The following is a 26,719-nucleotide window of genomic DNA, read 5'->3' as shown; positions in this document are numbered from 1 at the left end:
CGGCTGGGACCAGGTCGGCGCCGTCGAACTGAACGAGGCGTTCGCCGCGCAGTCCCTGGCCTGCATCAACGCCTGGGGCATCGATGCGGGAATCGTGAACCGGCACGGCGGCGCGATCGCCATGGGCCACCCGCTCGGCGCCTCCGGCGGCCGGATCCTGGGCACCTTGGCCCGGTCCCTGCAGGCCTCCGGGCAGCGCTGGGGCGTCGCCGCGATCTGCATCGGCGTCGGCCAGGGCCTCGCCGTCGTCCTCGAAAACGTGTCTGCCGCCCAGGCATAACCCGCAGGTACAACCGTCGGCAAAACCGCCGGCAAATCCAAAGACCGGCAAATCCAAAGAAAGGCTGGGGGAATCCAGGACTGGCGGGCGGAGTCCGGCAGGTCCAAGCTTTAACCATTCGACGCGGCCGGATGCGGTGGGCGTCCCGTCCACACAGGATGGCATGGCCAGGGTGATGGCACGGCGAGTGCGAGGAGAGTGACGATGGTTGACACGGCAGCACAGACTCTTCGGGCAGGGGCGCGGAACGATCTTGTGACCCAGCTGCTGGGCATCTGGCTCCTGCTGGCCGTCTTCCTGGACGGCTGGGCCCACCTGCACGTTCCCGGGCTGGAAACCTTCTTCACCCCCTGGCACGCGGCACTTTATTCGGGCCTCGTGGCCACCGCCGCGTGGACGGCAAGCGTGATCTGGAGGAACCGTCAGCCCGGGCGGCCATTGACCCGGTCGGTACCGGCGGGCTACCAGGGCACAGTCATCGGATTGGTCCTGTTCGCCGTCGCAGGCGTTCTGGACCTGGCCTGGCACGAGATCCTGGGCATCGAAGTCTCCCTCGATGCGCTGGTGAGCCCCACACACTTGCTGCTGGGATTCAGTCTCTTCCTTATCCTCGGCACCGCTATCCGCAGTGCACGGGCCGCCAGCGGCTCAGAGGCCTTCAAATGGACGCCGCCTGCACTGTTGTCTCTCGCCCTGATGACCGGCTTGGGAGCCTTCTTCCTCATCTACTGCTCGGCGTTCGTCCGGACCCCGCCGGCCGTCCCGTATCTGCAGACGCCAATCGGGAGCCCCGGGCACACCCAGGCGGAGTTGCCCCCGGCCCTCGGACTGGCCAGCTATTTGGTGACCACAGCGCTGATTATCGCCCCCTTCCTCTACACCTTCTCCGGAGCCCGAAGGCCGCCTTTCGGTATCGCCACCATCCTGGTCGCCGTGGTGGCGTGGCTGCCGCTGGCCATGTCGGGGCTGCGGCCGCCAGCGGTCGCCGGTGCGGCCGGTGCCACGATAATCGCGGTAGTGGCGGATGCGCTGCTCGCCCGCCGGCCGGGGCCGGGGCTGAGGCGCAGGTTGCCGGCGGTCACCGCGGTGCTGGCGGCACTCATCTGGACGGGCCAACTGGCCGGCATCGCCCTCGCGTCATCGATTCAATGGCCCGTGTCGATGTGGCTGGGAGCCGTTGTGCTGAGTGCGGGATTGGCTGCGGCACTGGCCTTCCTCAGCTCGTGGAACACCAGGAGCGTCCCGGGGCCGGCAGCGCCGCGATGAGCGTCGAATCCCCACTGTTCCCGGCGCCCGGAGTGGGCTAATTTGGGGATAAAGGGGAGTGTCCGGTGGCCGGTTCGTAGCCGACGGAGGCGTCCGGCCTCGCCATCGAGTAAGGAAGCCCACCGTGGCCTACAACGTGGCCCAAAAGCTCATCGCATCCCATCTGGTGGCCGGGGAGATAATTCCCGGCCGTGAGATCGGCCTGCATATCGATCAGACCCTCACCCAGGACGCGACCGGGACAATGGTCATGCTTGAACTGGAGGCCATTGGGCTCGACCGGGCACAAACTGAAGTCTCCGTGCAGTACGTGGACCACAACCTGTTGCAGGCTGACAGCAGGAACGCTGAGGACCATGATTTTCTCCGCTCGGCCTGCCGCCGGTTTGGCCTGTGGTTCTCGAAGGCCGGAAACGGGGTCTCCCATCCGACGCACATGCAGCGGTTTGGCCGGCCGGGCAAGACCATGGTCGGCTCCGACAGCCATACCCCGGCCGCAGGGTCACTGGGGATGCTGGCAATCGGGGTCGGCGGCACCGAGGTAGCCCTGGCAATCGCGGGCGAGCCGCTCTACCTGAAGATGCCGGAGATCTGGGGCGTGCGGCTTACCGGCAAACTGCCACCGTGGACCAGCGCCAAGGACGTCATTCTCGAAATGCTTCGCCGGCACGGCGTGAAGGGCGGCAAGGACCGGATCATCGAATACTACGGTCCCGGCCTCGCCACGCTGAGCGCGATGGACCGGCACGTGATTGCCAATATGGGCGCCGAACTCGGTGCGACGAGCACGGTCTTCCCGGCCGACGAGCAGGTCCGGGCCTTCCTGCGCTCCGAACAGCGCGAGAGCGACTTCACCGAACTCCTCGCCGATTCCGGTGCCACCTACGACGTGACCGAAGAGATCGACCTGGCCACGATCGAGCCGCTCATCGCCCTGCCCAGCTCGCCCGGCAACGTCGTTCCGGTGCGGGAAGCCGCAGGCAGGCCGGTGGCGCAGGTCGTGATTGGGTCCTCAGCGAACCCGGGCCTGCGCGACTTCGCCATCGTCGCCGCCATCACGAAGGGGCGGCAGTGCCACCCCGGACTCTCTTTCGACGTCAACCCGAGTTCCCGGCAAATCCTGCAGGACCTCACCAGGATGGGAGCCACGTTTGATCTGATCAGCGCCGGAGCCCGGCTGCATCAGACCGGATGCATGGGCTGCATCGGGATGGGACAGGCCCCCGCGAACGGAAGCAACAGCCTGCGCACCATGCCCCGCAACTTTCCCGGCCGTTCGGGCACGAAGGAGGACTCGGTCTACCTGTGCTCACCGGAAACGGCCGCGGCTGCCGCACTCACCGGGACTATCACCGACCCGCGGGACCTGACAGAGCTCTTCGACCTTGAGTACCCCGAGATCAAACTTCCCGAGGTGTCGAGCGTGAACGTCGCCATGTTGGAGGAACCGTTGGCGCCGGAGGAAGCCCGTAACGTGGCTCTGGTCAAGGGCGAAAACATCTCCTCGCTTCCGGTCTTTGGTCCCCTCGCGGACCGCATCGAGTCACCAGTGGCCCTGGTAGTGGGCAATGACGTTTCGACGGACGAGATTCTGCCCGCCGGTGCCCGTGTCCTGCCCTACCGCAGCAACATCCCCAAACTCGCCGAATTCACTTTCGACCAGCTCGACCCCACCTACGCCGCCCGCGCCGCACGAACCCGCGACTCGACAGGGCACATCCTGGTCGGCGGCACGAACTACGGCCAGGGATCCTCCCGCGAACACGCAGCCATCACCCCGCGCTTCCTCGGGCTGCGCGCGGTGGTGGCCGTCTCGTTCGCGCGGATCCACTGGCAGAACCTGGCTAATTTCGGCGTCCTCGCACTCGAGTTCACAAATGCGGCCGATCACGACCGCATTGAACAGGGCGATGTGCTCGCGCTGACAGGGATACACGACGCCCTCGTCACAGGCAAGGAGATACTCGTGCAGAACCAGACCCGCGGCGAGGTTTACCCTGTGCGGCACAGTCTCTCCAGCCGCCAGGTGGACATGCTCCTGGCGGGTGGCCTCATCCCTTGGCTGAGGGAACGGAGAGCGCGGGAAAAGCTGCCGATCACCGCTGATGAGAATGGGTGATCCGCGGTGAGCGGATGGCCGCGGCCGGACGAGCCCTCCGGCGAAATCAGCCTCGTACTCGACCAGCGCAGCACCCTGGATCCGAAGGATGACCTCCGCGACGGGTTGTCCGCGGTCACCCGGCAGGGTTCCCACCTGTGGGTCGCCAATGACGAGACGACCAGCCTCGAGCGGCTCACCCTGGAGGCCGGCGGCCAGGCCCGTACCCACCGCAGCTTCGATCTCACCCACATCCTTGAGCTGCCCGGGGACAGCGGTGAGATGGACATCGAAGGCCTCGATGTCGAGAACGACACGCTGTGGCTGGTCGGATCGCACAGCTCAGCCCGCCGACAGGTCAAGAACAACGCCACGCCCGCAGAGGCGCAGAGATCCCTGGCGACAGTGGAGGTCAGCCAGCGCCGCCGGGTGTTGGCGCGCCTTTCGACTAAGGCCCTCCTCGATCCGAGCGCCAGCCCGACGGGTCAGCGGCAGCGCCCCGCCGTGCTGGGCCGCGGCCGGGGCACGGACTTGATCGATCTGCTGGCCGATGACCCACACCTTGGTGGCTTCATCCAGTCCTCGAAGACCGGCCGCCCGATCCCGGGCAAGGACAACGGCATTGATTGCGAGGGCCTCGCCGTAGCTGGCGACCGGGTCTTCATCGGTCTGCGCGGGCCGGTGCTGCGTGGGTGGGCGATGATCATCGAGCTCCAGGTTGGTGACGGGCCCGGCCTGGAGCCGCAGCCGATCGGACCCGGGAACCGCTGCTACCGCAAGCACTTCCTTCGCCTGCAAGGTTTGGGCGTACGGGATCTGTGCCGTCACGGCGAGGACCTGCTCGTCCTGGCCGGACCCACCATGGAACTCGACGGGCGCGCGGCCGTGTTTCGCTGGCGGGGCGCGCTGACGTCCCAGGCCGAGGCCGTCCTTGCGAAAGACGACTTGCATTGCGAATTCGACGCACCGTTCGGTGAGGACGAGGACCATGCCGAGGGGATCACCGTCCTCGACGACGGCAGGTCGGCCTTGGTGCTGTACGGGACGCCGGCGGGCAAACGCAAGACCGGACGCCACGCGATCAAAGCGGACGTCTTCCGCCTCAGGAAATAGGCACCAGCGCCGCGACGGCCCCGCGGCGTTGTGGACGTTCCTATTGCTGCCGGCCCACTTTTCCCAGCCAGGCCTGCAGGAGAGGGACGACGACGTCGCTGTGCATCGCGCCCAGGTGATCGAGTGCGGGGAGTACTTGCACATCCCACCCGGCCTCGATGAGTTCACGCTCGTGGGCAGCAAGCGGTTCGCCGATCCGCACCGTCACGTCTCCCCAGCGGGGTCCGTACACGATGTGATCGGCGGAGCCGGCGAACGCCAGCCGGGGCAGGTCCGGCGCCACGCCAATAGTTGAATCGTCGAAGTCCTGGAGCGCTTCGTACAGCGTGACGAACTGGCGGGTTTGTGCTTCGTTGGTCTGTATAGTGGCGGCATCCCAGTCGCCTGGTTCGACCGGGACGTTCGCCGCCGGCGGTTGTTCCGAGGACCCGGCAGCCGCTGCGTGGGCCGCCTGCGTCACCGCCAACATGCTTTTGTACGGGCCCTCGCGCGGCGGAAAGCCGCCCATGATGAGCGCCCAGAGCCGGTTAGTGCGGACCGCCAACTGCAAACCACACAGGGCCAGCCAGGAATAGCCGTAGTATCCGAACGTTTCGGCGCGCGCCGCATCGGCGATCGCCAGGAAATCGGCGGCGACGTTCTCCGGGGTAAGGGTATAAGGCGCAGGGTGCGCCATCCGGTGCCCCTCGTAGTCGGCCGCGATAACCCGATAGGACTGCGAGAGACGCGACACCAGATGGGGCCCGAGGTCCGGATCCGCGCCCCACTCCCGCATCGTCTGCGCTTCCGACGCGGAACGCGGCTTCACATCTGCAGGGATGAGCAACGCCCGGCCGTCACCGCTCACCAGGACAGGTATTGCCGTGCCGTCGTGCAAAAGGGCCTCAACCATGACGGACACCCGGATCCTCCTCATTGGTACTGCACCGGTGGACAAAGTCTGCCACCGGGGCGTTCACTTCGGAACGCCCTGGCGCCATGGCGGCCCGATATCCCTGCTCTGGCGCACACCGGCGCGGGGGGCGAGAATGGGGGCGTGCTCACCCTGATCGAACCCCATGGGAAGGACTTTCATGACGTTGTATCAGCCTGAACCGGTCGAAATCTCAACGAGGATGCGGCCGGGGGAGTGGACCGAGGAAAGCCTGGAGATGCTCGTCGCGTCATATCGCGAGCAGCTGTCGAGCATGGGGGCGGCCGCCTCCGAGATCGACATCGTGATCGACCGCGACGACGGAGGCGGGGTCAGCGTGGTGGCGTCCTGGCTCAAGCCTGACGTGGCGCAGGAACTGACAGAGGTGAAGGACGACGCCGGGCTCGTGGCGATGGATCCCGACGCCGGGTCAGTGCGGCCGGCGCACGACGATTCCGCGCCCCGATAGGACTTCTGGGCCCGCCATGACCTCCGGTAGGGTGAGGTTTCCCGAAGCAACCCTTCGATCAGAGTGGAGCATTCATGGCACCGCAGATTTCCGAAAAAATCGATAAGAAATTGTTCGGGCTCTACCTCTCGGACCACCTCGCGGGAGCCACAGCGGGGCAGGGCCGCATAGAGCGCATGGCGCGCGACTTCACGGACACTCCCTTCCACGCCGAACTTGCAGCGCTTGCCACCCAGATCAGGGAGGAGCGGGAGTACCTGCGCGGACTAGTGGGCGATTTTGGCCTGCCACGGCGAACTCCGCGGCGGGTGGCGGCGTGGGTCGCGGAGCATGCCGGCCGACTCAAGCTCAACGGGCGGGTGGTGAGCCGCTCGCCGATGACGCTGGTGCTGGAGTCCGAGGTCATGCGGTCGGCGGTGATGGGAAAACTAGGGCTGTGGCAGACGCTGCAGGACCTCTCCGGCGATCTGGGACTGAACGGTTCCAGGTTCGACGGACTGGCCACCAAGGCACGCGACCAGATCGCCACCCTGGACCGGGTCCATGAATACGCCCGCCGGCGGTCGTTCTACACCAACCAGGGCAGCTGAGCCGGCCGGGCACCCTTCGGCTCGATCGTTTCGCGTCATGCCCCGAGCCTGATGTGCACTGGCGCGCGCCGGCAGCGGAGACGAGAATGGCCTCGTGCTCCCTCCTCGCCCCGGCGGGGACGGCGATACGATGAACGCCGCCGCCCGAAAGATTCAGCGCATCTATCTCACGTTGACGCTGGGCAATACCCTTGCGGCCTCGTTCATCTGGGGGATCAACACCCTCTTCCTGCTCGACGCCGGACTCAGCAACTTCGAGGCGTTTGCCGCGAATGCCTTCTTCACGGCCGGCATGGTGTTGTTCGAGGTGCCCACCGGGGTGGTTGCCGACGGTTGGGGCCGGCGCGTCTCGTTCCTGCTCGGAACCGTGACCCTCGCCGTCTCGACCTACTTCTACTACCTGCTCTGGCAGTTCTCCGCCCCGTTCTGGTTGTGGGCGGTAGTTTCGGTCCTGCTCGGCCTCGGCTTCACCTTTTTCTCCGGAGCGGTGGAGGCCTGGCTTGTCGATGCACTGCGCTTCTCGGGGTTTGAGGGCGGGATGGAAGCAGTGCTTGGACGCGGCCAGATGGTCTCCGGGGTCGCGATGCTCGCGGGCTCCGTGGCCGGCGGCGTGATCGCGCAGGCCACCAATCTGGGCGTGCCGTTCCTGATGCGCGTGGGCGTGCTGCTGGCCATGTTTGCGGTGGCCTTTGGGCTCATGCGCGACGTCGGGTTCACCCCCGAACGTTCGGCCCATCCCCTCCAGGCGACCCGGGCTGTACTTGCCGCCTCGATTGAGAACGGATTGAAGAATCCGCCCGTACGTTACGTGATGCTGGCCGCGCCGTTCAGCGCCGGCGTCGGGATCTATGTGTTTTACGCCCTGCAGCCGTACCTGCTCGAGCTCTATGGGGACCCCCACGCGTATTCCGTCGCGGGCCTGGCGGCGGCCATCGTGGCCGCGGCGCAGGTGCTCGGCGGCTGGATGGCTCCCCGCGTCCGGCGCCTTGTCCGCCGGCGCACCACCGTGTTGATCCTGAGCAGCGTCGTGGACATGGTGATCCTGGTGGTGCTCGGGTTCACCCACGTGTTCTGGGTGGCTCTGGTGCTGTTGGCACTCTGGGCAGTGGTGTCATCGGCGGGCATCCCGGTGCGGCAGGCGTACCTGAACGACATGATCGCCTCGAAGCAGCGCGCCACAGTGCTCAGCTTCGATTCACTCATGGGCTCAAGCGGTGGCGTGGTGGTCCAGCCGCTGCTCGGCCGTGCGGCAGATGTGTACGGCTACGCGGCGTCGCTGGCGATAGGCGGTGTGATCGAGTTGATCGCGGTGCCGTTCCTGATGGCGAGCCGCCGGCAACGCCACCAGGCCGATCAGTCCAACGCCCCGACCAGCACCAACACCGGAACCCAGCCGGCGTAAGACGCCAGCCGGAATAACACTTCGGCCTCGCTCCTTACTTGGCGGGGCCTTCCGGGCCTACAGTGGGCGTGTAGAAACGTCGACAGGAGCGCCTCAGTGATTACCCTGCAGATCGAACACCAGGTCCGGGATTTTGACATGTGGCGGAGGGCTTTTGACAGCGATCCGCTGGACCGCGCCGCGTCGGGCGTGCGGTCATTCCGGATCTCGCGCCCGCTTGACCAGCAGGATTACGTGATGCTGGAGATGGACTTCGATACGCAGGCGGCGGCAGTGGACTTCCTGGGCCGGCTGCAGAACGATACGTGGAAAACGGGTGTCACGGCACCGGCGCTGGTCGGTGAGCCATCCACCAGAATCATCGAAACGGTCGCCATCGAGAACGTGGCAGCCCCTGAGCGCGACCTTCGGTAGAACGTCTGGAGTCTGGATTTCCCTGCTGTCCCTGGACGGGGTCCTGCGCGCTCCGGGGAGAGACCGTGAGGGTAGCGACACGTTCCAGCCTCGGATGCAGGTGGTCGCCGTCGTCCACCACCCCGGTCTGCCACCACAATTTCAGCCCTTCCGGTACCACCTCCAGGTAGGCCACGTTGTTTTGGAACCAGGGCCCCCGGATGCCGGACCAGTGGAACGGCGGGTCCGGCACCTTGGCCGATCGCGCGACCAAAGCGCCCACCGGCGTGGCCAGGCCGTAGGACATGATGGCCGCGAAGGACCTCATCAGGCGGGGCAACGGGTTGCGGATGGGGGAGCAGACGGCCTGCAGGATCCGGCTGCCCGAGGCACGGTCTACCTCCGCAACGTAGGAGTAGTGAACGTCCCCGGAGAGGAAGGTGATTGTTTCCGGCGCCGGGCCGCGATTGCCGTCGGCGACCTCGATGGCCATGGCCGCCAGTTCCCGGAAGCTGTTTTGGAATGCGCCCCAGTGCTCAAGGTCCAGCGCCTGGCGCAGCTTCTCGCCGGCCCAAGCGGCACGGTTTCCCCACGCACCTTCAGAGACGGCCTCATTCCACGACTCGACGTAGTGCAAGCCCATCGGCAACAGGAAAGGCAGGGACGTCGCCACGAGCAGGTGGCGGAAGCCGCCTTGCATCCGGTCATCCAGCCAGGCCATTTCCTCCGGATCAACCAGCGCCCGGTCGTCCGGCGTCAGGTCCCGGGCTGCGCGGGAGTCAACCACGATCAGCCGGGTGTCGCCGAAGTCGCGGCAGTAGCTCCACCGGTAGGATTTCGGGTCCCGATCAGCCCGCTCCGCGAAGCTGTCCAGCTCGGCGCCCACATCGACCTCATCCTCGCCTGTGTGCCCGGTGATCCGCTGCCAAACGGCATCCTCCGCCCGTTCCTGCGGTGACAGGTTCCCCAGATGCTGGTAGACCCAGTACGAGGCCAGCCCTGCGACGATCCGCTCATGCCACCAAGAGGTCGCCTCCATCTTCTTCTTCCAGCTCAGCGAGGTATTCCAGTCGTCGCGGATGTCGTGGTCATCGAAGATCATGGCGCTGGGCAGGGTGGATAGCAGCCACCGGTTCGCGGGGTCTGACCAGGCCAGAAAGTACAGGTGGGCGTACTCCTCGTAGTCCTTGAGCTCTTCGCCGGGGGGTTCCTTGATGTCGCGCCGGGCGCGGATGAACTCCTGCATCTGCTCGCTGGTCAAGTCGGCGTACACCTGGTCCCCAAGGAAGGCCAACAGATCCGGCCATGGCAGGTCTGTGCCGGAGGCCATCTTCAGTGCGTAGGCGCGCAGTGAGTCGACGCCGTGGGTCCGGTTGCCGGAGGCATCGTGCGGGACGCTGGTCCTGCAGGAGCCGTAGGCCATCCGCAGCGGCTTGCCGGTGGCCAGGGTGGCGATCATGGACGGCGGAAACCCGGACGAGGGGTCGGGCCAGACCTGCGTTCCGTTGACATCGAGGGCATACGGCGTAACCGTGCCCGGCTCCAGTCCGTCCAATTCCACCAGCGCGTAGTGGTGGCCGTGGACTGCGAACGTGCGGGCCTCCCAGTCCCGGCCGCCGGCGCGGATGGATACCCGGGCAGCGGCTTGGGTCTCCACCCAGACACTCGCCGACGTCTCATCCACGTACCGCATCATGGGGCCGAGCACCAAGGCAGAGGTTGTCATGACTCACCGGGCTCCTTTCGTGGTTTGTCCTCGGCCAGGCCGCTGTCGGATTCGTTGCTGTCGGCTTCGTTCAGGCCCAGGGCCAGTTGGTCATGAAGCCTGTTGATCTGGGCCGTGAGGAGGGCAAATTCCTCGCTCCTGGCGGGTTCGGCCGCCTTCGTCCGCGCAGCGGTTGCGGCGGCCACGCTTTCGATTAGCCAGGACGACACTGACGCAGTGACCATGCTCAAGACTGCAAACCCGCCGACCATCAGCGCGGCCGCCGCCCACCTGCCCAGAACGGTGACGGGGTAGTAGTCTCCGTAGCCGACCGTCGTGATGGTGACAATGGCCCACCACAGGGATTCACCCATCGTGGTGATATTTGCGTCCGGAGCGCCCTTTTCGAAACTGAGAACGCTCAGTGCCACCGTGTAGATCAGAATGAGGGCGGACGCAATGACATAGGCCATGACACGGGTCCGGATGGCGGTGCCCGGGGCCCGTTCCATGACTTGACGCAGCGTGAATGGGCGCAAGAGCCGCAACGGCCGCGCTACCGGAAGTACCACCATGAGCAGGTCCATGGGGTGGCGGACGAACCACCGGCCCCGCTGGGGCGCCAGGAACAATTTGATGAGATAGTCGACGGCAAAAGCGGCCCACGTCGACCAGATGACGAGCATCAAAACTTCGGCGTAGGGGGAGGGCGGGTCCACTATGACCAGGATGGAGTAGGCCGCCAGGAAAGCAAAGGCCGCGCCGATCAGTGGCCACTCGGAATGCTTTTGCCATGTCTGTTGCGTCATGGCTGAATCGTAGGACTTTGTTCCCCGGATGTCCTTACGAAATTGCCATAGTGTCCCTAAGCCGGCCACCAACGGGTAGCGAGCCACGCGCGCAGCGCTGACAACCGTCGCCGGCAGCGGTACATTGGCCTTCTGAGGTGGCAGACCGAGGCTGGGCACGGCAGACCACGGCAGGCCAAATTGCCAGAACCTGCGGAGGCGGACAGCCATGGCGGCAAATCAGGGCGAAGACGGCGCTGGCCGGGACCACGCGCATCACGACGTCTTGCCCAACATACTTGAAGTAGTGGAGCAAAGCGTCCTGCAGCGAATTGAGGACTTTAATGATCCGCGCCAGGAATGGCGGCGCCTGTTCTCAGAGTTGTACGGCACGTTCCTGCTCGTGGTCGTCGCAGCCGGCGGCGGCATGATGAGCCAGGCGTTCCCCGGTGTCATCAGCCGCACAGCGGCCGTGGTGGCCCCGGGCCTGATGGTGATGGGCATCATCTTGTTCATGGGTAAGATCTCGGGCGCGCATCTGAACCCTGCGGTCAGCATTGCGTTCGCGCTCCGCGGTGACTTCCCGTGGCGCCGGGTTCCGGCCTACATCGTTGTTCAGCTCATCGGAGCGACGCTCGCCTGTCTGCTGCTGCAGGGCGTGATCGGGGTCTCCGCCACCTACGGTTCAAACTATCCGGCGGCGGGATATACGGCCGGCGCCGCGTTCCTGATGGAGGCACTGCTGACGATGGTGCTGGTCAGCGTCATCCTGGGAACCGCCTCCGGCGCCCAGAACGTCGGGCTGTTTGGGGCGTTCGGGGTCGGCGCGTACATTGCCCTGGCAGGCCTGTGGGGCAGCCCCATCTCCGGCACGTCGATGAATCCGGCACGGACGTTCGGGCCGGATCTCGCCGGCGGAAATTTCAGCGACTACTGGGTGTATGTCGCCGGGCCGCTGGTCGGTGCGGCGGCCGCCGTCGGCATCGCGTTCATCCTGCGCGGAGCGGGCGGCGGGAGGTCGGGCTCGGGAGCGGCGCAGGGTGCCCTCTTCACCGAGGCCGCCGAGGAAGAGAAGCCGTAGCGGGCCCTGAACGTGATCTCGGAGAAGGAGAGCGCCGTGAGAAGGTCCGCCCCGTTTCATCCACTGGATCCGCTGAGCGAGGACGAGTTCCGTGCAGCGGCGGCCCTGCTCGCCAGCGCACAGGGCGTCGCGTTTCCAGCGTGGCGGCTTGCGGCTATCGAGCTGATCGAACCGGAAAAGGCTGCCGTCGTCGCTTTCGAAGCCGATGCGGACGCGCCGACTCCGGAACGGATCGTCGGCGTGAACTGCTTCGAGCGGTCCTCAAACAAGACCTACCAGGCGCGGCTGTCGCTGACCCTTGGGGTTGTCGTCTCTTTCACCCATATCCCTGGGGTTCAGGCGAACATGACCGTCGACGAGTGGGAAGAAGCTGACGCAGCACTGCGCAGCCACCTGCAGGTGATCGCTGCGCTTGCCAAGCGCGGCATCACTGATCTGTCCCTGGTCTTCATGGACGTGTGGACCTATGGCCTGTCACTGATCCCGGAGAGGTACCAGGGGCGCCGGATCGGCTGGTCCGATACATGGGTCCGTGCCCGTGCGGGCGCCAACCCCTATGCGGGGCCGGTCAACGGGTTCCACTGCGTCATTGACCTGGCTTCTATGGAGCTGCTGGACATTGAGGACACTTTTGCGGTCGACCGTCCCGAAATCATGGGCGAATATGTGCCGGCGCTGATCCCGGACCGGCTCCGCGACGCAAGCACCCGTGAACCGCTGAAGCCGCTGGACATTGTCCAGCCCGAGGGCGTTTCCTTTCAGATGGACGGCAACAGGATCAGCTGGCAGAACTGGTCCATGCGCATCGGGTTCAACTACCGCGAAGGCCTGACCATTCACCGGGTCAGCTATCGCGACGGCGGCCGCGAACGGCCGATCGCGAACCGCCTGTCCTTCGCCGAGATGGCCGTTCCCTACCGGGACCCCGGTGATGACCACTACAGGCGCACCGCGTTCGACGTCGGCGAATGGGGTCTGGGATTCATGACGACGTCGCTGGAACTGGGCTGCGACTGCCTCGGGGAAATCCGGTATGTAGATGCGGTCATGCACAATTCGGCGGGGGAGCCCTACACCATCAGGAACGCCATCTGCGTCCACGAGGAGGACGCCGCGGTGTTGTGGAAGCACATCGACCACGACGGCGGTATGGAAGTGCGCCGTATGCGTCGACTGGTGGTTTCTTTCCATGTCACGGTGGCCAACTACGAATACCTGGTCTACTGGCGCTTCTACCAAGACGGGAACATTGAGTGCGAGGTAAGGGCCACGGGAATCATGGTGGTTAGCCATTTCGGCGAGGGCCAGCAGCATCCGAGCGGAACGCTGGTGGACAACCGGACCTACGCACCCTTCCACCAGCACTTCCTTGTGGCCCGGCTCGACCTGGACATCGACGGAACGGCAAACACGGTTTACCGTTCTGAAACCGCGATGGTCCCGATGGGTCCGGACAATCCGTACGGGCTCGCCCTGCATCAAAACAAGACCCCCATCACCGCCGAGGGGCACGACGACTATTCCTGGGAGACCCAGCGGGCCTGGACGGTGACGAACGACAACTCGGTTAACGGACTCGGGACCCCGGTGTCGTACAAGCTGGTGCCCGGCGCAGCTTTCCCGCCATTCTTTGACCCGGCATCCCCGGTCTTCCAGCGCGCGGAGGTCATTGGGCACACGGTCTGGGTGACACCCAACGATGCCAACGAACGCTGGCCGGCGGGCGAGTTCGTGAACCAGGGCGCCGGCGGGCTGGGAATGCCCGAATGGGTGCGGCAGGGGCGGTCCGTGGAAAACACCGACGTCGTCCTTTGGTACGTCTTCGGCATTCACCACATCCCGCGGCCGGAAGAGTGGCCGGTCATGCCGGTGGACACTGTCGCGTTCTGGCTCAAGCCGGCTGGTTTCTTCGACCGGAACCCGGCGCTGGACGTATAGGCGGCCCCGGCCAGTTCCGCCGGAGGCACGTCACTCCAGTAGATTTGTCGGAGTCGAGGCAGCATTTTGGACCGAAGAACAGGGGATACGTGTGAGCAGGCTGAGCGGAAGATCGGACGGAGCCGATGCGGACTTCGCGGCAATGTCCCTCACGGCGCCGGCCTACCCGCAACTGCGGCTCAACAGCGCTGCGCTCGAGAACAACATCGGCATAATGGCGGCGTGGTGCCTGGAACGTGGCGTCGAGCTCGCTCCTCATGTCAAGACGACGATGTCGGCACCGATCATCGAGCGGCAGCTGGCTGCCGGCGCGGTCGGCGTCACCGTCGCCACCGTGGATCAAGCCGCCTCGGCACTGCGCTGGGGTCATCAGCACGTCCTCGTCGCCAACGAGATCGTCGACAGGTTCGGACTGACACGTGTCCGTGCCTGGCTTCAAGAGGATCCTGCCCGGGAAATCCGCTGCTTCGTCGATTCGGAAGCGGGCGTGAAGGCGGCGGCCGAGGTCTTCGAAGGCGCGGCGGCCGACCTGGAGGTGCTGATCGACGTCGGAACCCCCGGCGGGCGCACCGGCATCCGCAGCCTGTCCGAGGGGCTGCGCCTGGCCGGGCTGGTCCGTGCCACGCCGGGACTGAGGCTGGTGGGTGTTGCCGGGTACGAAGGCGTCGCGCCGAACAGCCGCTCCGAGGATACGGTCGCAGCGGTTGACCGGCACTGCCGGCTGGTGCGGGATGTCTATCTGGAAGCGGCGAAGTTCTTTGAGACCGCCACTCCCATCTACTCCATGGGTGGCTCCGCGTTCCCGGACCGCGTGGTTGAGTTCCTTCCCGGCCGCGGCCAGGTGCCCGGGACGCGGACTCTTCTCCGCTCAGGGTGCTACGTCACCCACGACCACGGCACCTATGCCGCCGTCAGCCCCGTTCCGGGACTCATTCCGGCGCTGTCCGTTCGCGCGATGGTCCTGTCCACCCCCGAAGACGGGATGGCCGTCGTCGGTGCCGGCAAACGGGACCTTCCCTACGACGCCGGACTGCCCAACGTCCTCTCGGTCCGGACCGCGGAGGGAGCCCTCAAGCCCGGCGCAACCGCAGCGGTGCGCAATCTCTTCGACCATCACGCGGTGCTCACCGGGGTGACCGGTCTGGATGTCACCGACACGGTGGATTTCGGGATATCCCATCCCTGTTCCGCGTTTGACCGCTGGCCCGACTACGTCCTCACGGACGCGGAGGGACAGGACACGGACGTCTGGCAGACCGACTTCCGCCGGTCCTCCCTGGCCCCTGGCTACGGCCCGTCCTGACCTTCAGTCCTTGAGCTGCCTGGTCAGCACTTCGAATTCCTCCACGCCCAGGATTTGCATGTGCTGCTCGGCGCTGGTCTCGGTGCGGATCTTGGCTGCGGCCTCCTGGCTGCCGGCGAGGGCCTGCTCGTCCTCCCACAGCGTGATCGACAGTGACTTCTTGTCCTTCCCCAGCAGGTAATAGATGCCCAGGCATCCCGGAAGCTGGAGCACCCGGTTGACGGTGTCCTCTGACGGTGCCCCCGAGCTGTCCGGGCCGGGCTGGTAGGTGCTGACGCGAGCGAACATGTCCATCCTCCTGAATCCGAGAGAGCCCGAGTGCGTGCCGCTCAGGCCCTTGAACGGGGGACCGGCCCTCCACGGTGGGCGGCCCTGGCGGGCGGGGGCCCGCGCTCCTCCCACCAGTAAGGACCCATGAGCCTGGATGCACAAGGCTGGAATTGGTGGTCCGCGCGGCCAGCGGGTCCTGGCGGGTCAGGCCGGGTCCTGGCCGGTCCGTTCGCTGCGTGCCTGAGCCGCGGCCCGTGCCCGCGCGTTCTCGACGTCGTCGGCGCTTTGGAGGTCACCGCGGTCACGCAGCCCGGCCACCACACCGTCAACATCGGCGTCGGGCCGGTTCTGGCTGAGTTTGTGCTTCGCCTCGATCCGCGTGATGAGAAGCTCGACACCGACGATCGCGCGCAGTTGGCCGGCAATGTAGCGCTCCGGGGCATCCTCGACGGTCCAGGGCCGTTCGGAGCCGGCCTCGTTGTGGTTGCTCAGCCGCCTCACATGGCTGGCGAGCCAGGCTGGATCGTCGTGGATAACCAGGGTGCCGTATACGTGGGCCGTGGAGTAGTTCCAGGTCGGCACCACGCGTCCGTGCTCTGCCTTGGACGCGTACCACCGCGGCGAGATGTAGGCGTCCGCGCCCTGGATGATGGCGAGCGATTCGCCGAGGGCGGGTTCAGACCATTGGGGGTTGTTGCGTGCCAGGTGCCCGTGCAGTGCGCCGTGTTCACCGGTCGAGGGCTCGAAGACGAAGGGCAGCAGCGTGGCAAGCATGCCCTTCGCGGTGGCGGTGACCAGGTTGGCCGCGGACGGGCGTGTGAGCAGATGCCGGACAGAATCGGGGGTGGCGGCGAAATGTGCGGGGATGTACACGGAACTTCCATTCGGATCGTGGATTGGTCTGGGGCTGAGCGCCTTCGGGGGCGGGGCAGGTGACAGGTCAGCCGGGTTGTTTCACTGTCACGGTGTCGTCCTTCGCGTTGTCCTTCACTTCCGCTATCTTTCCCGCCGTCGTCTTCGCCGCCCTTGGCCGGGACCGGACGGCCAGTCCGGCGCAGAGAATGACCGCGGTGCCGCCGATGATGGTCGCCCAGGTCAAGTCTTCGCCCAGTATGAGCGCGGCCCAGCCGATGCTCAAGACTGGCTGGACGAGCTGGATCTGGCTGACCTGCGCCATGGGACCGATGGCCAGGCCGCGGTACCAGGCGAAGAAGCCGAAAAACATGCTGACCACGCCCAGGTACGCGAAGGCCGCCCACTGCACGGGAGTAGCGGAAGGAGGCTGGCTGGCCACGGAGAACGTCGCTATGGCCCCCATGAGGGGAGCGGCGAGAACGAGGGCCCAGGAGACGGTCTGCCACGAGCCGAGTTCGCGGGCCAGCAGGCCGCCTTCGGCGTAGCCGATCGCGGCGGACACGACGGCGCCGAACAGCAGCAGGTCGGCCAGCTGCAGGTCTCCGGTGCCGCCGGACTGCGCGGCGGCGAAACCGAATGCCGCAACCGCACCGGCGCCGGTGATTATCCAGAAAGTCTTGGGCGGCCGTTCGTGGCCGCGGATCACGGCCATGGTTGCGGTGGCCGCGGGGAGCAGCGCAATAACAACCGCGCCGTGGCTGGCGGCAACGGAGGTGAGGGCGAAAGAGGTCAGCAGCGGGAATCCGACCACCACTCCGCCGGCGACCACTGCAACGCGCGCCCACTGGACGCCCCGGGGCAGGCGCTGCCGGGTCAAAGCGAGGGCGAACGCGGCGAGAACGGTCGCCACAACAGCCCTGCCCGATCCGATGAACAATGGAGACAACCCCGCAACCGCCACCCGGGTGAACGGCAGCGTGAAGGAGAAGGCGGCGACGCCGACCAATCCCCACCACAGTCCGGTGGCCGGCCGGGACGATAACGGGTGATCAATTTGCAGAGTAGCGCTACTATTGTCTTTCATGTCCTACGATAGCACTTCACTCATGGCGGCGAAGCTCCGGGAATGGATTGCCGCCGCCGCGCCGGGCGCCCGGCTGCCTTCCACCCGGTCCCTGGTCGCCGAGTACCAGGCCAGTCCCGTGACTGTGCAAAAGGTCCTGCGGACCCTCTCCGCGCAAGGGCTGATCGAGAGCCGCCCCGGCGTCGGGACGTTCGTACGGGCCGTACGGACAGCCCGGCCGGCGGACTACGGCTGGCAGACGGCGGCGCTGGGATCGCCTCGGGCGCTGCTCCGCCCCGTCTCCACTGCAATGCGCAGCGCCCCGAACGACGTCATCGCCTTCCATTCAGGCTATCCGGACCGGGAACTGCTGCCCGAGCGGCTGGTGAGGGCGGCCCTGACCCGGGCTGCCCGGGGTGAGGCTGCCCTGTCACGTCCGCCTGCCGCGGGCCTGCCCGACCTGCAGTCCTGGTTCGCGCACGAGTTCCGGGCTTCCACGCCGGCCGGCGTCACGCCGCCAACGCCGCGCGATGTGATCGTGCTCCCGGGGAGCCAGGGCGGGCTCAGTTCCGTCTTTCGGGCGCTGGTCGGCAGCGGGCAGCCGCTGCTGGTGGAATCCCCGACCTACTGGGGAGCGATCCAGGCCGCGGCGCAGTCCGGTGTCCGGGTTGTTCCGGTACCCAGCGGTCCCGAAGGCCCGGACCCCGAGGACCTGGCCCGCGCCTTTGACGAGACAGGCGCGCGGCTGTTCTATGCGCAGCCAAACTATGCGAATCCCACCGGCGCGCAATGGCCCGCCCGCCGGCGCGAGCAGGTGCTCGACGTGGTGCGCGAATACGGTGCGTTCCTGGTGGAGGATGACTGGGCCCATGATTTCGGCATCACCACCGATTCCGTGCCCGTTGCCAGCCTCGACGATTCCGGCCATGTCGTCTATCTCCGCTCTCTGACCAAGAGCGTGTCCCCGGCCATCCGCATTGCCGCAGTGATCGCCCGCGGACCGGCACGTGATCGCATCCTGGCCGACCGGGGCGCCGAGTCCATGTATGTCAGCGGCGTGCTCCAGGCGGCCGCCCTCGACGTCGTGACGCAGCCGGGATGGCAGACGCACCTGCGCGGACTGCGGCTGCAGCTCCAGTCCCGCCGTGATCTCATGCTCAGCAGCCTGCGGGAACTTGCCCCGCTGGCCCACGTTGAGCACGTGCCCACGGGTGGACTCAATCTCTGGGCCCGCCTTCCTGACGGGACCGACGTCGACCAGTTCGTCGGGGACTGCGAGGCCGCGGGGGTCATCATCGCGGCCGGTACCGAGTGGTTCCCGGCCGAACCCGCCGGACCGTTCATTCGACTGAACTTCGCCGGACCCAACCCGGGTGCCTTCCGGGAAGGCGCGCGGATCCTCGGCCAGGTGCTCGAACGCACCGCCGGGCGGTAGGCGGCAGCCGCCGCCCTAAGCCGGGGCGAGCAGCGCCTGGGGTGCCGCGAGCTTCACGAGGCCCTGGACGGCCCGGGCGAGCCCGGCGTCGAGCGTCACAAAGGCGTCTGCCTGAAGGCGGGCCAGGGCCACGTATTCGGCGTCGAAGGTGTCATCCCAGCCCAGTTGCTCGGCGAGGCTCCACGCGTGGCGTTGCAGGACGCGGTCGCCGAGGAGCCGGATGCGAAGGCCCCGGACGTAGTCGAGCTGACGACCGGCATCGGCGTGCGTCACGTCGCCGCGCCGGACTGACTGGTACAGGAGCGCAAGCACCTGCGAGCGAAGCAGCGTCGGCGCCACCAGTTGGTGCTCATCTGCAACCATCGCCCCGTCCCGGGCGAGATGAAGGGCCACGTCCGGGCCAATCACGAATCGGGTCATGGTTTCTGGATCCTTTCCTTGGTGCAGCAGCGGTCATCCGGCCTCGCGGGGCGCGAACATGATGACGGCGACCCCGAGCAGGCAGATCACCGAACCCAGGACGTCCCACCGGTCAGGCCGGAAGCCGTCGAAGATCATGCCCCAGGCCAGGGAGCCGGCCACGAACACGCCGCCGTACGCGGCGAGAATACGCCCGAAATGAGCGTCCGGCTGCAGCGTCGCGGCGAAACCGTAGATGCCCAGCGCCACGACCCCCAGCCCGGCCCACCACCAGGCCCGGCCCTCGCGGACGGACTGCCAGACGAGCCACGCCCCACCGATTTCAGCAACGGCGGCGAGGACGAACAACAGGATGGTTTTCGGGATAGTCACGCCCTCATGATGGCACTGCCCTGCGGTCTCTTCGTGCGGGTGGGCGCCGACTCGCCCGCCCCAGCCGTCATGCGGGGTCATCGCTTGCATGCCAGCCGCCCGGCCGATAACTTTAAGCTTCAAGTAAATGCGGCCGGCAAGGCCGCGTGACTCGTTGCCGCTTTGCCGGGGGATTCCGCGCCGGCCAACGCCTGCACTTGTTGCCCAATACCTGAGGACCCGAGATGACCCTTGCACCAGAATCCACTGCAACGACCAAGGCCGCAGCACCTTCGGCTGCGGTGCGCAGCCGCGTCGTAGTGCCGCTGCGTTTCCCGGACGGATTCGAGGCCGTTGCCGAGGTGCTGACCTTCAGTGGGCTCGCCGACGGGAAGGAACACCTGCTGCTGGCCCTCGGCGAGTGGGAGCAGGCGCTGCACGGCGCGGCGCATGGCGGCGCCGGACCCCTGGTGCGGCTGCACAGCGAGTGCCTCACCGGCGACGTATTCGGGAGTCAGCGCTGCGACTGTGGCCCGCAGTTGCGGGAGGCCGTCGAGCGGATTGCCGCCGAGGGAGGCTTCCTGCTCTACCTCCGCCAGGAAGGCCGCGGCATCGGCCTGTATTCGAAGCTTGACGCCTACGCCCTGCAGGATGGCGGCCTGGACACCTACGCGGCGAATCTGGCCCTGGGCCACGGCGAGGATGAGCGGGACTACACGGCGGCGGCCCAGATGCTGGAGGCAATGGGTGCCGGCACGCTGCGACTGCTCAGCAACAACCCGGACAAGGCAGCCCAGCTGACCGACCTCGGCCTCGAGATCTCCGGGCAGATCGCCACCGGCGTCCATGCGTCGGCGGCCAACCTCCGGTACCTGGCCGCAAAACGCGACCATACCGGCCACACGCTCGCGCTCCCGTCCGACGCCGGACCCGTCGCCGGCGCGCCGGGAGCCACCGCCGTCCCGACCCATGACGACATGCTCGCCCGGGCCCAGGAGCTCGTGGCCGGCCTGCGCGAGCGGGCCGCGGAAACCGAGGAGCTCCGGCGCATTCCGGACGCCACCATGGCGCAGCTGCACGCGGCCAAACTCTTCCACATGCTCTCCCCGAAGGGGGTCGGCGGATTCGGCATGGGGCTGGAAACCTACGTGGAGGTGGTGCGCCGGCTCGCCCGGGGGTGCGCCTCCACGGCGTGGAGCGCCGGTCATCTGATCGAACATGTCTGGATGCTCGCGCGGTGGCCCCGGAAGGCACAGGACGAGGTCTTCGCGAACGGGCCGGCCCCCTTGGCGGCCGCTACTGGGGCCCCGCCGGGACTGGCCAGGAAAGTGCCGGGAGGCTACTCCATCTCGGGCCGGTGGGCCTTTGCCTCCGGGGTCATGCATGCCCAATGGGCACTGCTCGCCGCGCAGTACGGCAGGGTGCGCCTGCAGTGCCTGGTGCCGCTGGCCGACGTCGAGCTCCTCGACGTGTGGCAGACGGCCGGCCTGCGGGGCACCGGGAGCAATGACATTCAGGCAGCGGACCTGTTCGTCCCGGAGCATCGAACACTGGACTGGGAACTCCTGGGCGCGGAAGAGAATCCGGGGAGCCTGCTCCATGCGGATCCGCTGATCCACACCTCCATGGGCGCGCTGCTGAACATGGTGGCTCCTGCCGCCGCCCTGGGGTCTGCCGAATACGCGCTCGAACTGTTCCGCGAGCTGATCATGGTCCGCAAGGTCAAGCACACCGTGGAGAACCGCCAGGCGGACTCGCCGCTCGCGCAAGTCCGGTATGCCCACGCCTTCGGGCTGGTCGCCACCGCGCGGCTGCATTGGCAGGAAGCGGTCCGGGTCGTCTCCGCCGCCCATGCGCGCGGGCCTTCGACCATGACTGAGCTGGACCGCGGGCAGTACCGGCTGTCCCTCGCCCTGAGTGGCGAGGCGTCGGCCGAGGCCGTTCGCATGATCATGCTGGGATCCGGCGGGAGCGTCCACCGGCTGTCGCATCCGCTGCAGCGGATCCAGCGCGACGTCAATGTCCTGATGAACCATGCGGCGCTGACGAGGGATCCGGTTCTCGAGCAAGCGGGCCGGGGCCTTCTGGGGCTCGGGTTCACCGTGCCCTCGTTCTGACAATAAACTTGAAGCTTCAATCAAAAGGAACTACGATGGTGCCATGACTCAGACCACTGACCGCCCCCCGGTTCTCTTCCTCAGCCATGGCGCGCCGCCGCTGGCCGACGACTCGACATGGACCCGCGAACTCCACGACTGGTCCGGCACCTTCGGCAAGCCCCGGGACATCCTCATGGTCTCCGCCCACTGGGAGAACGCCCCCGTGACACTCAGTGCCACCGGCCGGGATCCCGGCCTGGTCTACGACTTCGGCGGCTTCGCGCAGAAGTACGACGAGGTGGCCTACGACGCCCCGCAGGCGCCAGAGCTGGCTGCCGAAGTGGAGAAGCTCGTCGCCGGCCACGGCCACCACGTGGAGCGCGATGAAAGCCGCGGGCTGGACCATGGCGCCTACGTTCCACTGAAGGAGATGTACCCCGACGCCGACGTACCGGTGGTGCAGATGTCCATGCCGACGCTTGATCCGCAGGGATTGTTTGACCTCGGCATGTCGCTGGGGCCCCTGCGCGACCGGGGCACGCTGATCGTCGGGTCGGGATTCACCACCCACAACCTGCGCTGGTTCAATCCCGCCGGGGGGCCGGACACCGCCCCGCCCGCAGCCTCCAGCGAATTCGACCAGTGGGCCGAGGAAGCCATGGCCCGCGGCGACGTCGACTCCATCCTCGACTTCCTGAACAAGGCACCCGCCGCCCGCGAGGCTCACCCCCGCAGTGAGCACTGGGCACCGCTTTATGTTGCCCTCGGGGCGGCATACGGCGCGGGAGACATCCAGGCCAAGACGGCGATCGACGGCTTCTGGTTCGGGCTGTCCAAGCGCTCGTGGACCCTGACCTAGCAATCGAACAACCGGCGGTCGCACAATGTAACACGGGGAATGAACCGGACCGGGGTCCGGTTATGCCCGCCAGCGCCGGATCGCCGGCGGACCAAACCGTGACGTGGACTTGACCACTGATGAGGAGCGCAACATGACCATTGCAGTAACGGGTGCAACAGGACAACTGGGCCGTCTGGTCCTCGATGAACTGCTCACCAGCCAGGAACCGGATTCGCTCGTGGCCATTGTGCGCGACGCCGCGAAAGCCGGGGGAACTGGCTGCCCGTGGCGTCCAGGTGCGCGTCGCGGACTATTCCGATCCCGCGGCGCTTGAGGTTGCCCTGAGGGGCGTCGACAAGCTCCTGCTGGTCTCCGGCAGTGAAGTGGGCTCCCGGGTGGCGCAGCACGGCAACGTCATCGACGCGGCCAAGGCCGCCGGCGTCGGGTTCATCGCCTACACATCCGTCCTGGCCGCGGACACCACCGAGCTGATCCTGGCGCCCGAGCACAAGGCAACGGAGGAGCTCATCCGGGCGTCGGGACTCGACAACACCATCCTGCGCAACGGCTGGTACACCGAAAACTACGTCCAGACCGTGGAAACGGCCAAGCAGACGGGCGCCGTCGTGGCCGCTGCCGGTGACGGCCGGGTGGCCAGCGCCGCGCGGGCCGACTACGCGGCCGCGGCCGCGGCGGTGCTCAGCTCCGCCGGGCACGAGGGCCGCACGTACGAACTCTCCGGCGACTACGCCTGGGACTTCAAGGAACTGGCGACGGCGATCACCCGGATCGCGGGTAGGGAAGTTGTCTACCAGCCCGTCTCGGCACCGGAACTGGTTAAGGTCCTGACTACTGCCGGCCTCGACGAGGGCACCGCGGGATTCCTCGCCGCCCTGGACACGGACACCGAGGCGGGCCTGCTGGCCAGCGTCACGGGCGAGCTGTCCCGGCTGATCGGACGGCCGACGACGCCGCTGTTGCAGGCTCTGACGTCCGCCGCCGCGAGCTAATACGCACTAGGCCGGGAGTAGGCATAATGAAGGCGTGGATTCCCTCTGCACCCTCAGGGTCTAGACGCCCGGCGGGTGCGGGCCTCGACTGACAGGACCCATGGAAACTCCCGGTAATTTTGAGCAGGGCGGGGCCGGCCCGTGGCCGGACGGCCCACTGGTTCTCGGCGTGCCGTGGGAATTCGAAGAGCAGCTGGTACGCACTGCCGCCGGACTGGCCGCAATCTTGGGGGCGCACTTGATTTGCGCGTTCGTGGACCCGGCGAGCTATCTCACGGAGTGGGAGCCCGCCGGAGTCCTGGATGCCACCTCACTGGATCCTGCCCCGAATGTCGAAGCCGAATACCCAAGCTCGCAGGTGCTCAGCGGCCTCGAGCGCATCCTCGGCCCTCCCGGCGGGGCGTGGTCCTTCCGGGTGCTGAACGGGGACGTAGCCCATGCCCTGGGCCGGCTGGCGCAAAGCGCGGACGCGGCTGCGCTGATAGTCGGCGGGCAGCGGCCGGGGCGGATTGCCCGGGTGGGCCGGCTCCTGGAGGGGTCGGTTGGTGTGTCCCTGACCCGCCTGCAGGCCAGGCCCGTGCTGATCGTTCCGCATACGGGCCGGTGACCCGCCCGGGCCGTGCGGCGGTCCGGCGAAGTCGGTCCCGCACGGCCCGCGGGGCGTGTTCATCGGGTGTGGGTTCATCGGGCGTGGGTTCATCCGTTCTGGGTGACGGCCCCGCACCGCCGCGGCCCTACCGTTGGAGTACCGCCGGTGTGCGAGCGCCCGGGATGCGCAGATTCCGGAAGAATCGAAGTGAGTGATGGTAGACCCGAACAAGCCAGCAGCCGTCACGTCAGAGGCGCGGGCGCTCTTCATTGGCAGTGCCGCCTTTCTCGTCCTGGGCGGGCTCGCACTTCTGCTGACCGGGCGGGAACCGGTCCCGTTGTCCGGACGGGGGTCGGTCGGTGACATTGCGGCGATCGGCACGGCAGTGGTGGGCGCCGGGGCGGTGGTGGCCGGTTGCCTGCAACGTCGTCCGGCTGTCACACCGGAGGCCCGGGGCGGAGGCCGGATCCGCACGTCCATCGACATCGCCGCACTCGCGCTGGCCCACGCCTGCATTTTCCTGCTCGGCTGGCTGGCGCTCTTTTCGCTGTTCCAGCAGGCGTTCATCGGTGCGGTCATCTACCCTTTCGCGGCCGCAGTCCTTGTCGGCACCACGGGAGCCATCAGCGCCTACATCGCCTACCTGTCCGCGCTCAGCATGACCGCCTACCGGCTCGCCGCCCTCCTCGCCGGCTTCCTGGTCACCGGACTGCTCACGAGCATGCTCACTGCAGAGAATCCGCTGTGGTGGCAGGAGAACCTCAGTGCCCTCGGCATGAGCTCCGACGTCTCTGGGGTGGCGTTCAACTTCACCCTGATCGTCGCCGGCGTCGTCATCTCCACGCTGGCGGGATATGCGACGGCGACCCTCGCGGCGACTGCGAAGTCCCCGGCCGGGCTGCATCGGGTGCGGCTGCTCGAGGGCGGGATCGCCCTCATCGGCGTATTCCTCGCCTGCGTGGGATTGTTCCCCGTCGATGAGCGCTTCGGGCTCCACACCCTGGTCGCTTCCGGCATGGTGGTGATCTTCGCGTCCCTCATTGTCCGCATCCGCACGCTGGTTCCGTCCGTCTCGGCGACCTTCGCCGCGCTCGGGTGGCTCTTCCTGGCGGTCATCGTCGCCGCCGCGGTGCTGTGGTTCCCGGTGGGCTACTACAACCTGACCGCGGTGGAGCTCATCGCGGCGTCGCTGATCTTCGCCTGGCTCATCATCCTGATCCGCAACCTTGCAGCCGCTGATGCCGACCAGCTTGAGGCGAACCTGCCGGCCCGGCCGCTGACACCGCCGGCTGAGCCTGCGGCCCGGCCAGTTTCCGCAACAGACAGCGCGGCGACCGAGCCGTAAGCGCCGCGGGACCGGGCGGTGCCTGGGAGTGCCGTCGGGAGGGACTGCTTCACGGGTGGCCTAGGAGTGCGTGGGTTCTTCCACCAGCGCGGTGGCGATGCTGTCGGCGTCGTCGAGCGCGGACAGGAAGCGTTCGGCGTCCAGGGCCGCGGCGCAGCCGGTGCCGGCGGCGGTGATGGCCTGGCGGTAGCGGTGGTCCACGGCGTCGCCGCACGCGAAGACCCCGGTCAGGTTGGTGACCGTGGTGGGGGAGTCGACCTGGATGTAGCCGTCGGCATCGAGGTCCACCTGCCCGGCCAGGAGCTCGGTCCGGGGCACGTGCCCGATCGCGACAAAGATGCCCGTGGCGGCCTGCTGCCGGGTTTCGCCGGTGCGGGTGTCGGTCAGGGTGACGCCGGTGACCTTGCCGTTGCCGTGGATCGCGGTGACGGCGGAGTTCCAGGCGAACCTGATCTTGGGGTTGTCCTTGGCCCGCTGGGCCATGATCCGGGAGGCGCGCAGTTCGCCCTTGCGGACCACCACGGTCACTGATTTGCCGAAGCGGGTCAGGAACGTAGCCTCCTCCATCGCCGAGTCGCCGCCGCCGACCACGATGATGTCCTGGTCGCGGAAGAAGAAGCCGTCGCAGGTGGCGCACCAGGACAATCCGTGGCCGCTGAACTTCTTTTCCTCCGGCAGGCCCAGTTCCTTGTACGCCGAGCCCGTGGCGAGGATGACGGCGGGGGCTTCATGGGTCTCCCCGGCGCCGGTGACCACACGCTTGAGGTGCCCGGCGAGCCGGACCTCGGTGACGTCGTCGAACACCACCTGCGCGCCAAATTTTTCGGCCTGCTGCTGCAGGCCGTCCATCAGCTCGGGGCCTTGGATGCCGCCCGGGAAGCCGGGAAAGTTTTCCACCTCGGTAGTGTTCATGAGGGCGCCGCCGGCCGTGACCGCACCTGCGATGACGAGCGGATTGAGCCCGGCCCGGGCGGCGTAGATCGCCGCGGTGTAGCCCGCGGGGCCGGACCCGATGATGATCAGCTTCTCGGTTGTCTTGGTTGCGGCGCTCACGGTCGGGCTCCTTCGGTGGCGGTTAGCAGGCATGTGCTGATCATCCCGC

Annotated in this window: 26 protein-coding genes and 1 pseudogene; 18 read left to right on the top strand and 9 right to left on the bottom strand. The window is 67.1% G+C overall.

Annotated features, from left to right (window positions below):
* The 4 genes and pseudogenes from AC1DXI_RS13300 to AC1DXI_RS13285 all read left to right on the top strand — a co-directional run.
* A pseudogene (locus AC1DXI_RS13300) lies at positions 1-280 on the top strand (3-oxoadipyl-CoA thiolase); the annotation flags it as partial.
* 204 nt (positions 281-484) lie between these two features.
* The gene (locus tag AC1DXI_RS13295; protein WP_476939028.1) at positions 485-1,546 is read left to right on the top strand and encodes a hypothetical protein; all 1,062 of its coding nucleotides are present in this window, start codon (positions 485-487) and stop codon (positions 1,544-1,546) included.
* A gap of 124 nt (positions 1,547-1,670) precedes the next feature.
* The gene (locus AC1DXI_RS13290) at positions 1,671-3,665 is read left to right on the top strand and encodes an aconitate hydratase (RefSeq protein WP_476939027.1); all 1,995 of its coding nucleotides are present in this window, start codon (positions 1,671-1,673) and stop codon (positions 3,663-3,665) included.
* A 6-nt stretch (positions 3,666-3,671) separates the two neighbouring features.
* Positions 3,672-4,757 carry a DUF3616 domain-containing protein gene (locus AC1DXI_RS13285; RefSeq protein ID WP_476939026.1) on the top strand — a complete coding sequence of 362 codons (1,086 nt, stop codon included), beginning with the start codon at positions 3,672-3,674 and terminating at the stop codon, positions 4,755-4,757.
* A gap of 40 nt (positions 4,758-4,797) precedes the next feature.
* Here the strand turns inward: AC1DXI_RS13285 and AC1DXI_RS13280 are convergent, their stop codons facing one another.
* Complete coding sequence (locus AC1DXI_RS13280; protein WP_476939025.1) at positions 4,798-5,649, bottom strand: alpha/beta fold hydrolase; 852 nt, start codon at positions 5,647-5,649, stop codon at positions 4,798-4,800.
* A gap of 181 nt (positions 5,650-5,830) precedes the next feature.
* Between AC1DXI_RS13280 and AC1DXI_RS13275 the strand changes: the two genes are divergently transcribed.
* The 4 genes from AC1DXI_RS13275 to AC1DXI_RS13260 all read left to right on the top strand — a co-directional run bounded on the left by AC1DXI_RS13275 (position 5,831) and on the right by AC1DXI_RS13260 (position 8,545).
* Positions 5,831-6,139, top strand: coding sequence for a hypothetical protein (locus AC1DXI_RS13275; RefSeq protein ID WP_476939024.1), 309 nt, complete (start codon positions 5,831-5,833; stop codon positions 6,137-6,139).
* Positions 6,140-6,213: 74 nt separating this feature from the next.
* Entirely contained in the window at positions 6,214-6,729 is a 516-nt protein-coding gene (locus tag AC1DXI_RS13270; RefSeq protein WP_476939023.1) for a hypothetical protein, read from the top strand.
* Between the two features lie 130 nt (positions 6,730-6,859).
* Positions 6,860-8,131 (top strand): MFS transporter, encoded by a 1,272-nt coding sequence (locus tag AC1DXI_RS13265; protein WP_476939032.1) that lies wholly within the window; start codon positions 6,860-6,862, stop codon positions 8,129-8,131.
* A gap of 96 nt (positions 8,132-8,227) precedes the next feature.
* Positions 8,228-8,545, top strand: a complete 318-nt coding sequence (locus tag AC1DXI_RS13260; RefSeq protein ID WP_476939022.1) for a hypothetical protein — start codon at positions 8,228-8,230, stop codon at positions 8,543-8,545.
* On the opposite strand, the gene AC1DXI_RS13255 is transcribed toward AC1DXI_RS13260, so the two are convergent.
* Positions 8,490-10,250, bottom strand: a complete 1,761-nt coding sequence (locus AC1DXI_RS13255) for an alkaline phosphatase D family protein (protein WP_476939021.1) — start codon at positions 10,248-10,250, stop codon at positions 8,490-8,492. The genes AC1DXI_RS13260 and AC1DXI_RS13255 overlap by 56 nt on opposite strands.
* On the bottom strand, positions 10,247-11,038 hold the full coding sequence (locus AC1DXI_RS13250) for a potassium channel family protein (protein ID WP_476939020.1): 792 nt from the start codon (positions 11,036-11,038) through the stop codon (positions 10,247-10,249). The genes AC1DXI_RS13255 and AC1DXI_RS13250 overlap by 4 nt, the downstream gene beginning before the upstream one ends.
* 208 nt (positions 11,039-11,246) lie before the next feature.
* Here AC1DXI_RS13250 and AC1DXI_RS13245 point away from each other — a divergent pair, with 208 nt between their 5' ends.
* The 3 genes from AC1DXI_RS13245 to AC1DXI_RS13235 all read left to right on the top strand — a co-directional run bounded on the left by AC1DXI_RS13245 (position 11,247) and on the right by AC1DXI_RS13235 (position 15,339).
* The gene (locus AC1DXI_RS13245; RefSeq protein ID WP_476939019.1) at positions 11,247-12,098 is read left to right on the top strand and encodes an MIP/aquaporin family protein; all 852 of its coding nucleotides are present in this window, start codon (positions 11,247-11,249) and stop codon (positions 12,096-12,098) included.
* Positions 12,099-12,134: 36 nt separating this feature from the next.
* A complete protein-coding gene (locus AC1DXI_RS13240) occupies positions 12,135-14,036 on the top strand; it encodes a primary-amine oxidase (protein ID WP_476939018.1) in 1,902 nt (633 codons plus the stop codon).
* A gap of 91 nt (positions 14,037-14,127) precedes the next feature.
* Positions 14,128-15,339, top strand: a complete 1,212-nt coding sequence (locus AC1DXI_RS13235; RefSeq protein WP_476939017.1) for an alanine racemase — start codon at positions 14,128-14,130, stop codon at positions 15,337-15,339.
* Positions 15,340-15,342: 3 nt separating this feature from the next.
* On the opposite strand, the gene AC1DXI_RS13230 is transcribed toward AC1DXI_RS13235, so the two are convergent.
* The 3 genes from AC1DXI_RS13230 to AC1DXI_RS13220 all read right to left on the bottom strand — a co-directional run bounded on the left by AC1DXI_RS13230 (position 15,343) and on the right by AC1DXI_RS13220 (position 17,548).
* Complete coding sequence (locus AC1DXI_RS13230) at positions 15,343-15,627, bottom strand: hypothetical protein (protein ID WP_043422227.1); 285 nt, start codon at positions 15,625-15,627, stop codon at positions 15,343-15,345.
* Between the two features lie 186 nt (positions 15,628-15,813).
* Entirely contained in the window at positions 15,814-16,482 is a 669-nt protein-coding gene (locus tag AC1DXI_RS13225) for an FMN-binding negative transcriptional regulator (protein ID WP_476939016.1), read from the bottom strand.
* Between the two features lie 67 nt (positions 16,483-16,549).
* Positions 16,550-17,548, bottom strand: a complete 999-nt coding sequence (locus tag AC1DXI_RS13220; protein ID WP_476939015.1) for a DMT family transporter — start codon at positions 17,546-17,548, stop codon at positions 16,550-16,552.
* Between AC1DXI_RS13220 and AC1DXI_RS13215 the strand changes: the two genes are divergently transcribed.
* Complete coding sequence (locus AC1DXI_RS13215; protein ID WP_476939014.1) at positions 17,547-18,962, top strand: aminotransferase-like domain-containing protein; 1,416 nt, start codon at positions 17,547-17,549, stop codon at positions 18,960-18,962. The two genes, AC1DXI_RS13220 and AC1DXI_RS13215, sit on opposite strands and share 2 nt — an antisense overlap.
* A gap of 15 nt (positions 18,963-18,977) precedes the next feature.
* Here AC1DXI_RS13215 and AC1DXI_RS13210 read toward each other — a convergent pair whose 3' ends face one another.
* Positions 18,978-19,382: a type II toxin-antitoxin system VapC family toxin gene (locus AC1DXI_RS13210; protein ID WP_476939013.1), complete on the bottom strand. Its 405-nt coding sequence runs from the start codon at positions 19,380-19,382 to the stop codon at positions 18,978-18,980.
* 33 nt (positions 19,383-19,415) lie between these two features.
* A complete protein-coding gene (locus AC1DXI_RS13205) occupies positions 19,416-19,754 on the bottom strand; it encodes a YnfA family protein (protein WP_026266298.1) in 339 nt (112 codons plus the stop codon).
* A 224-nt stretch (positions 19,755-19,978) separates the two neighbouring features.
* Between AC1DXI_RS13205 and ribA the strand changes: the two genes are divergently transcribed.
* From ribA to AC1DXI_RS13175, 6 genes are all read left to right on the top strand, one after another.
* Positions 19,979-21,850 (top strand): GTP cyclohydrolase II RibA, encoded by a 1,872-nt coding sequence (gene ribA, locus AC1DXI_RS13200; RefSeq protein ID WP_476939012.1) that lies wholly within the window; start codon positions 19,979-19,981, stop codon positions 21,848-21,850.
* A gap of 43 nt (positions 21,851-21,893) precedes the next feature.
* Positions 21,894-22,691 carry a dioxygenase family protein gene (locus tag AC1DXI_RS13195; RefSeq protein ID WP_476939011.1) on the top strand — a complete coding sequence of 266 codons (798 nt, stop codon included), beginning with the start codon at positions 21,894-21,896 and terminating at the stop codon, positions 22,689-22,691.
* Between the two features lie 133 nt (positions 22,692-22,824).
* The gene (locus AC1DXI_RS13190; RefSeq protein ID WP_476939010.1) at positions 22,825-23,007 is read left to right on the top strand and encodes an SDR family oxidoreductase; all 183 of its coding nucleotides are present in this window, start codon (positions 22,825-22,827) and stop codon (positions 23,005-23,007) included.
* On the top strand, positions 22,970-23,683 hold the full coding sequence (locus tag AC1DXI_RS13185; RefSeq protein WP_476939009.1) for an NAD(P)H-binding protein: 714 nt from the start codon (positions 22,970-22,972) through the stop codon (positions 23,681-23,683). The genes AC1DXI_RS13190 and AC1DXI_RS13185 overlap by 38 nt, the downstream gene beginning before the upstream one ends.
* A 100-nt stretch (positions 23,684-23,783) precedes the next feature.
* Positions 23,784-24,290 (top strand): universal stress protein, encoded by a 507-nt coding sequence (locus tag AC1DXI_RS13180; protein ID WP_476939008.1) that lies wholly within the window; start codon positions 23,784-23,786, stop codon positions 24,288-24,290.
* Positions 24,291-24,483: 193 nt separating this feature from the next.
* On the top strand, positions 24,484-25,617 hold the full coding sequence (locus AC1DXI_RS13175; RefSeq protein WP_476939007.1) for a hypothetical protein: 1,134 nt from the start codon (positions 24,484-24,486) through the stop codon (positions 25,615-25,617).
* 60 nt (positions 25,618-25,677) lie between these two features.
* On the opposite strand, the gene trxB is transcribed toward AC1DXI_RS13175, so the two are convergent.
* Complete coding sequence (gene trxB / locus AC1DXI_RS13170; RefSeq protein ID WP_476939006.1) at positions 25,678-26,670, bottom strand: thioredoxin-disulfide reductase; 993 nt, start codon at positions 26,668-26,670, stop codon at positions 25,678-25,680.
* Between the last annotated feature and the right edge of the window lie 49 nt (positions 26,671-26,719).

Source organism: Arthrobacter sp. P1_H7 (genome assembly GCF_056405215.1).
The sequence above is the reverse complement of the archived record's forward strand: the minus strand, read 5'-3'. Positions and strand labels throughout refer to the sequence as shown.

Bases quoted from the DNA above. Each gene is read 5' to 3' on its own strand.
- AC1DXI_RS13255 (WP_476939021.1), bottom strand. From the start codon at position 10,250: ATGACAACCTCTGCCTTGGTGCTCGGCCCCATGATGCGGTACGTGGAT.
- AC1DXI_RS13245 (WP_476939019.1), top strand. From the start codon at position 11,247: ATGGCGGCAAATCAGGGCGAAGACGGCGCTGGCCGGGACCACGCGCAT.
- AC1DXI_RS13275 (WP_476939024.1), top strand. From the start codon at position 5,831: ATGACGTTGTATCAGCCTGAACCGGTCGAAATCTCAACGAGGATGCGG.
- AC1DXI_RS13195 (WP_476939011.1), top strand. From the start codon at position 21,894: ATGACTCAGACCACTGACCGCCCCCCGGTTCTCTTCCTCAGCCATGGC.
- AC1DXI_RS13295 (WP_476939028.1), top strand. From the start codon at position 485: ATGGTTGACACGGCAGCACAGACTCTTCGGGCAGGGGCGCGGAACGAT.
- AC1DXI_RS13280 (WP_476939025.1), bottom strand. From the start codon at position 5,649: ATGGTTGAGGCCCTTTTGCACGACGGCACGGCAATACCTGTCCTGGTG.
- AC1DXI_RS13250 (WP_476939020.1), bottom strand. From the start codon at position 11,038: ATGACGCAACAGACATGGCAAAAGCATTCCGAGTGGCCACTGATCGGC.
- AC1DXI_RS13180 (WP_476939008.1), top strand. From the start codon at position 23,784: ATGGAAACTCCCGGTAATTTTGAGCAGGGCGGGGCCGGCCCGTGGCCG.
- AC1DXI_RS13270 (WP_476939023.1), top strand. From the start codon at position 6,214: ATGGCACCGCAGATTTCCGAAAAAATCGATAAGAAATTGTTCGGGCTC.
- AC1DXI_RS13230 (WP_043422227.1), bottom strand. From the start codon at position 15,627: ATGTTCGCTCGCGTCAGCACCTACCAGCCCGGCCCGGACAGCTCGGGG.
- AC1DXI_RS13190 (WP_476939010.1), top strand. From the start codon at position 22,825: ATGACCATTGCAGTAACGGGTGCAACAGGACAACTGGGCCGTCTGGTC.
- ribA (WP_476939012.1), top strand. From the start codon at position 19,979: ATGACCCTTGCACCAGAATCCACTGCAACGACCAAGGCCGCAGCACCT.
- AC1DXI_RS13265 (WP_476939032.1), top strand. From the start codon at position 6,860: ATGAACGCCGCCGCCCGAAAGATTCAGCGCATCTATCTCACGTTGACG.
- AC1DXI_RS13210 (WP_476939013.1), bottom strand. From the start codon at position 19,382: ATGACCCGATTCGTGATTGGCCCGGACGTGGCCCTTCATCTCGCCCGG.
- AC1DXI_RS13220 (WP_476939015.1), bottom strand. From the start codon at position 17,548: ATGAAAGACAATAGTAGCGCTACTCTGCAAATTGATCACCCGTTATCG.
- AC1DXI_RS13215 (WP_476939014.1), top strand. From the start codon at position 17,547: ATGTCCTACGATAGCACTTCACTCATGGCGGCGAAGCTCCGGGAATGG.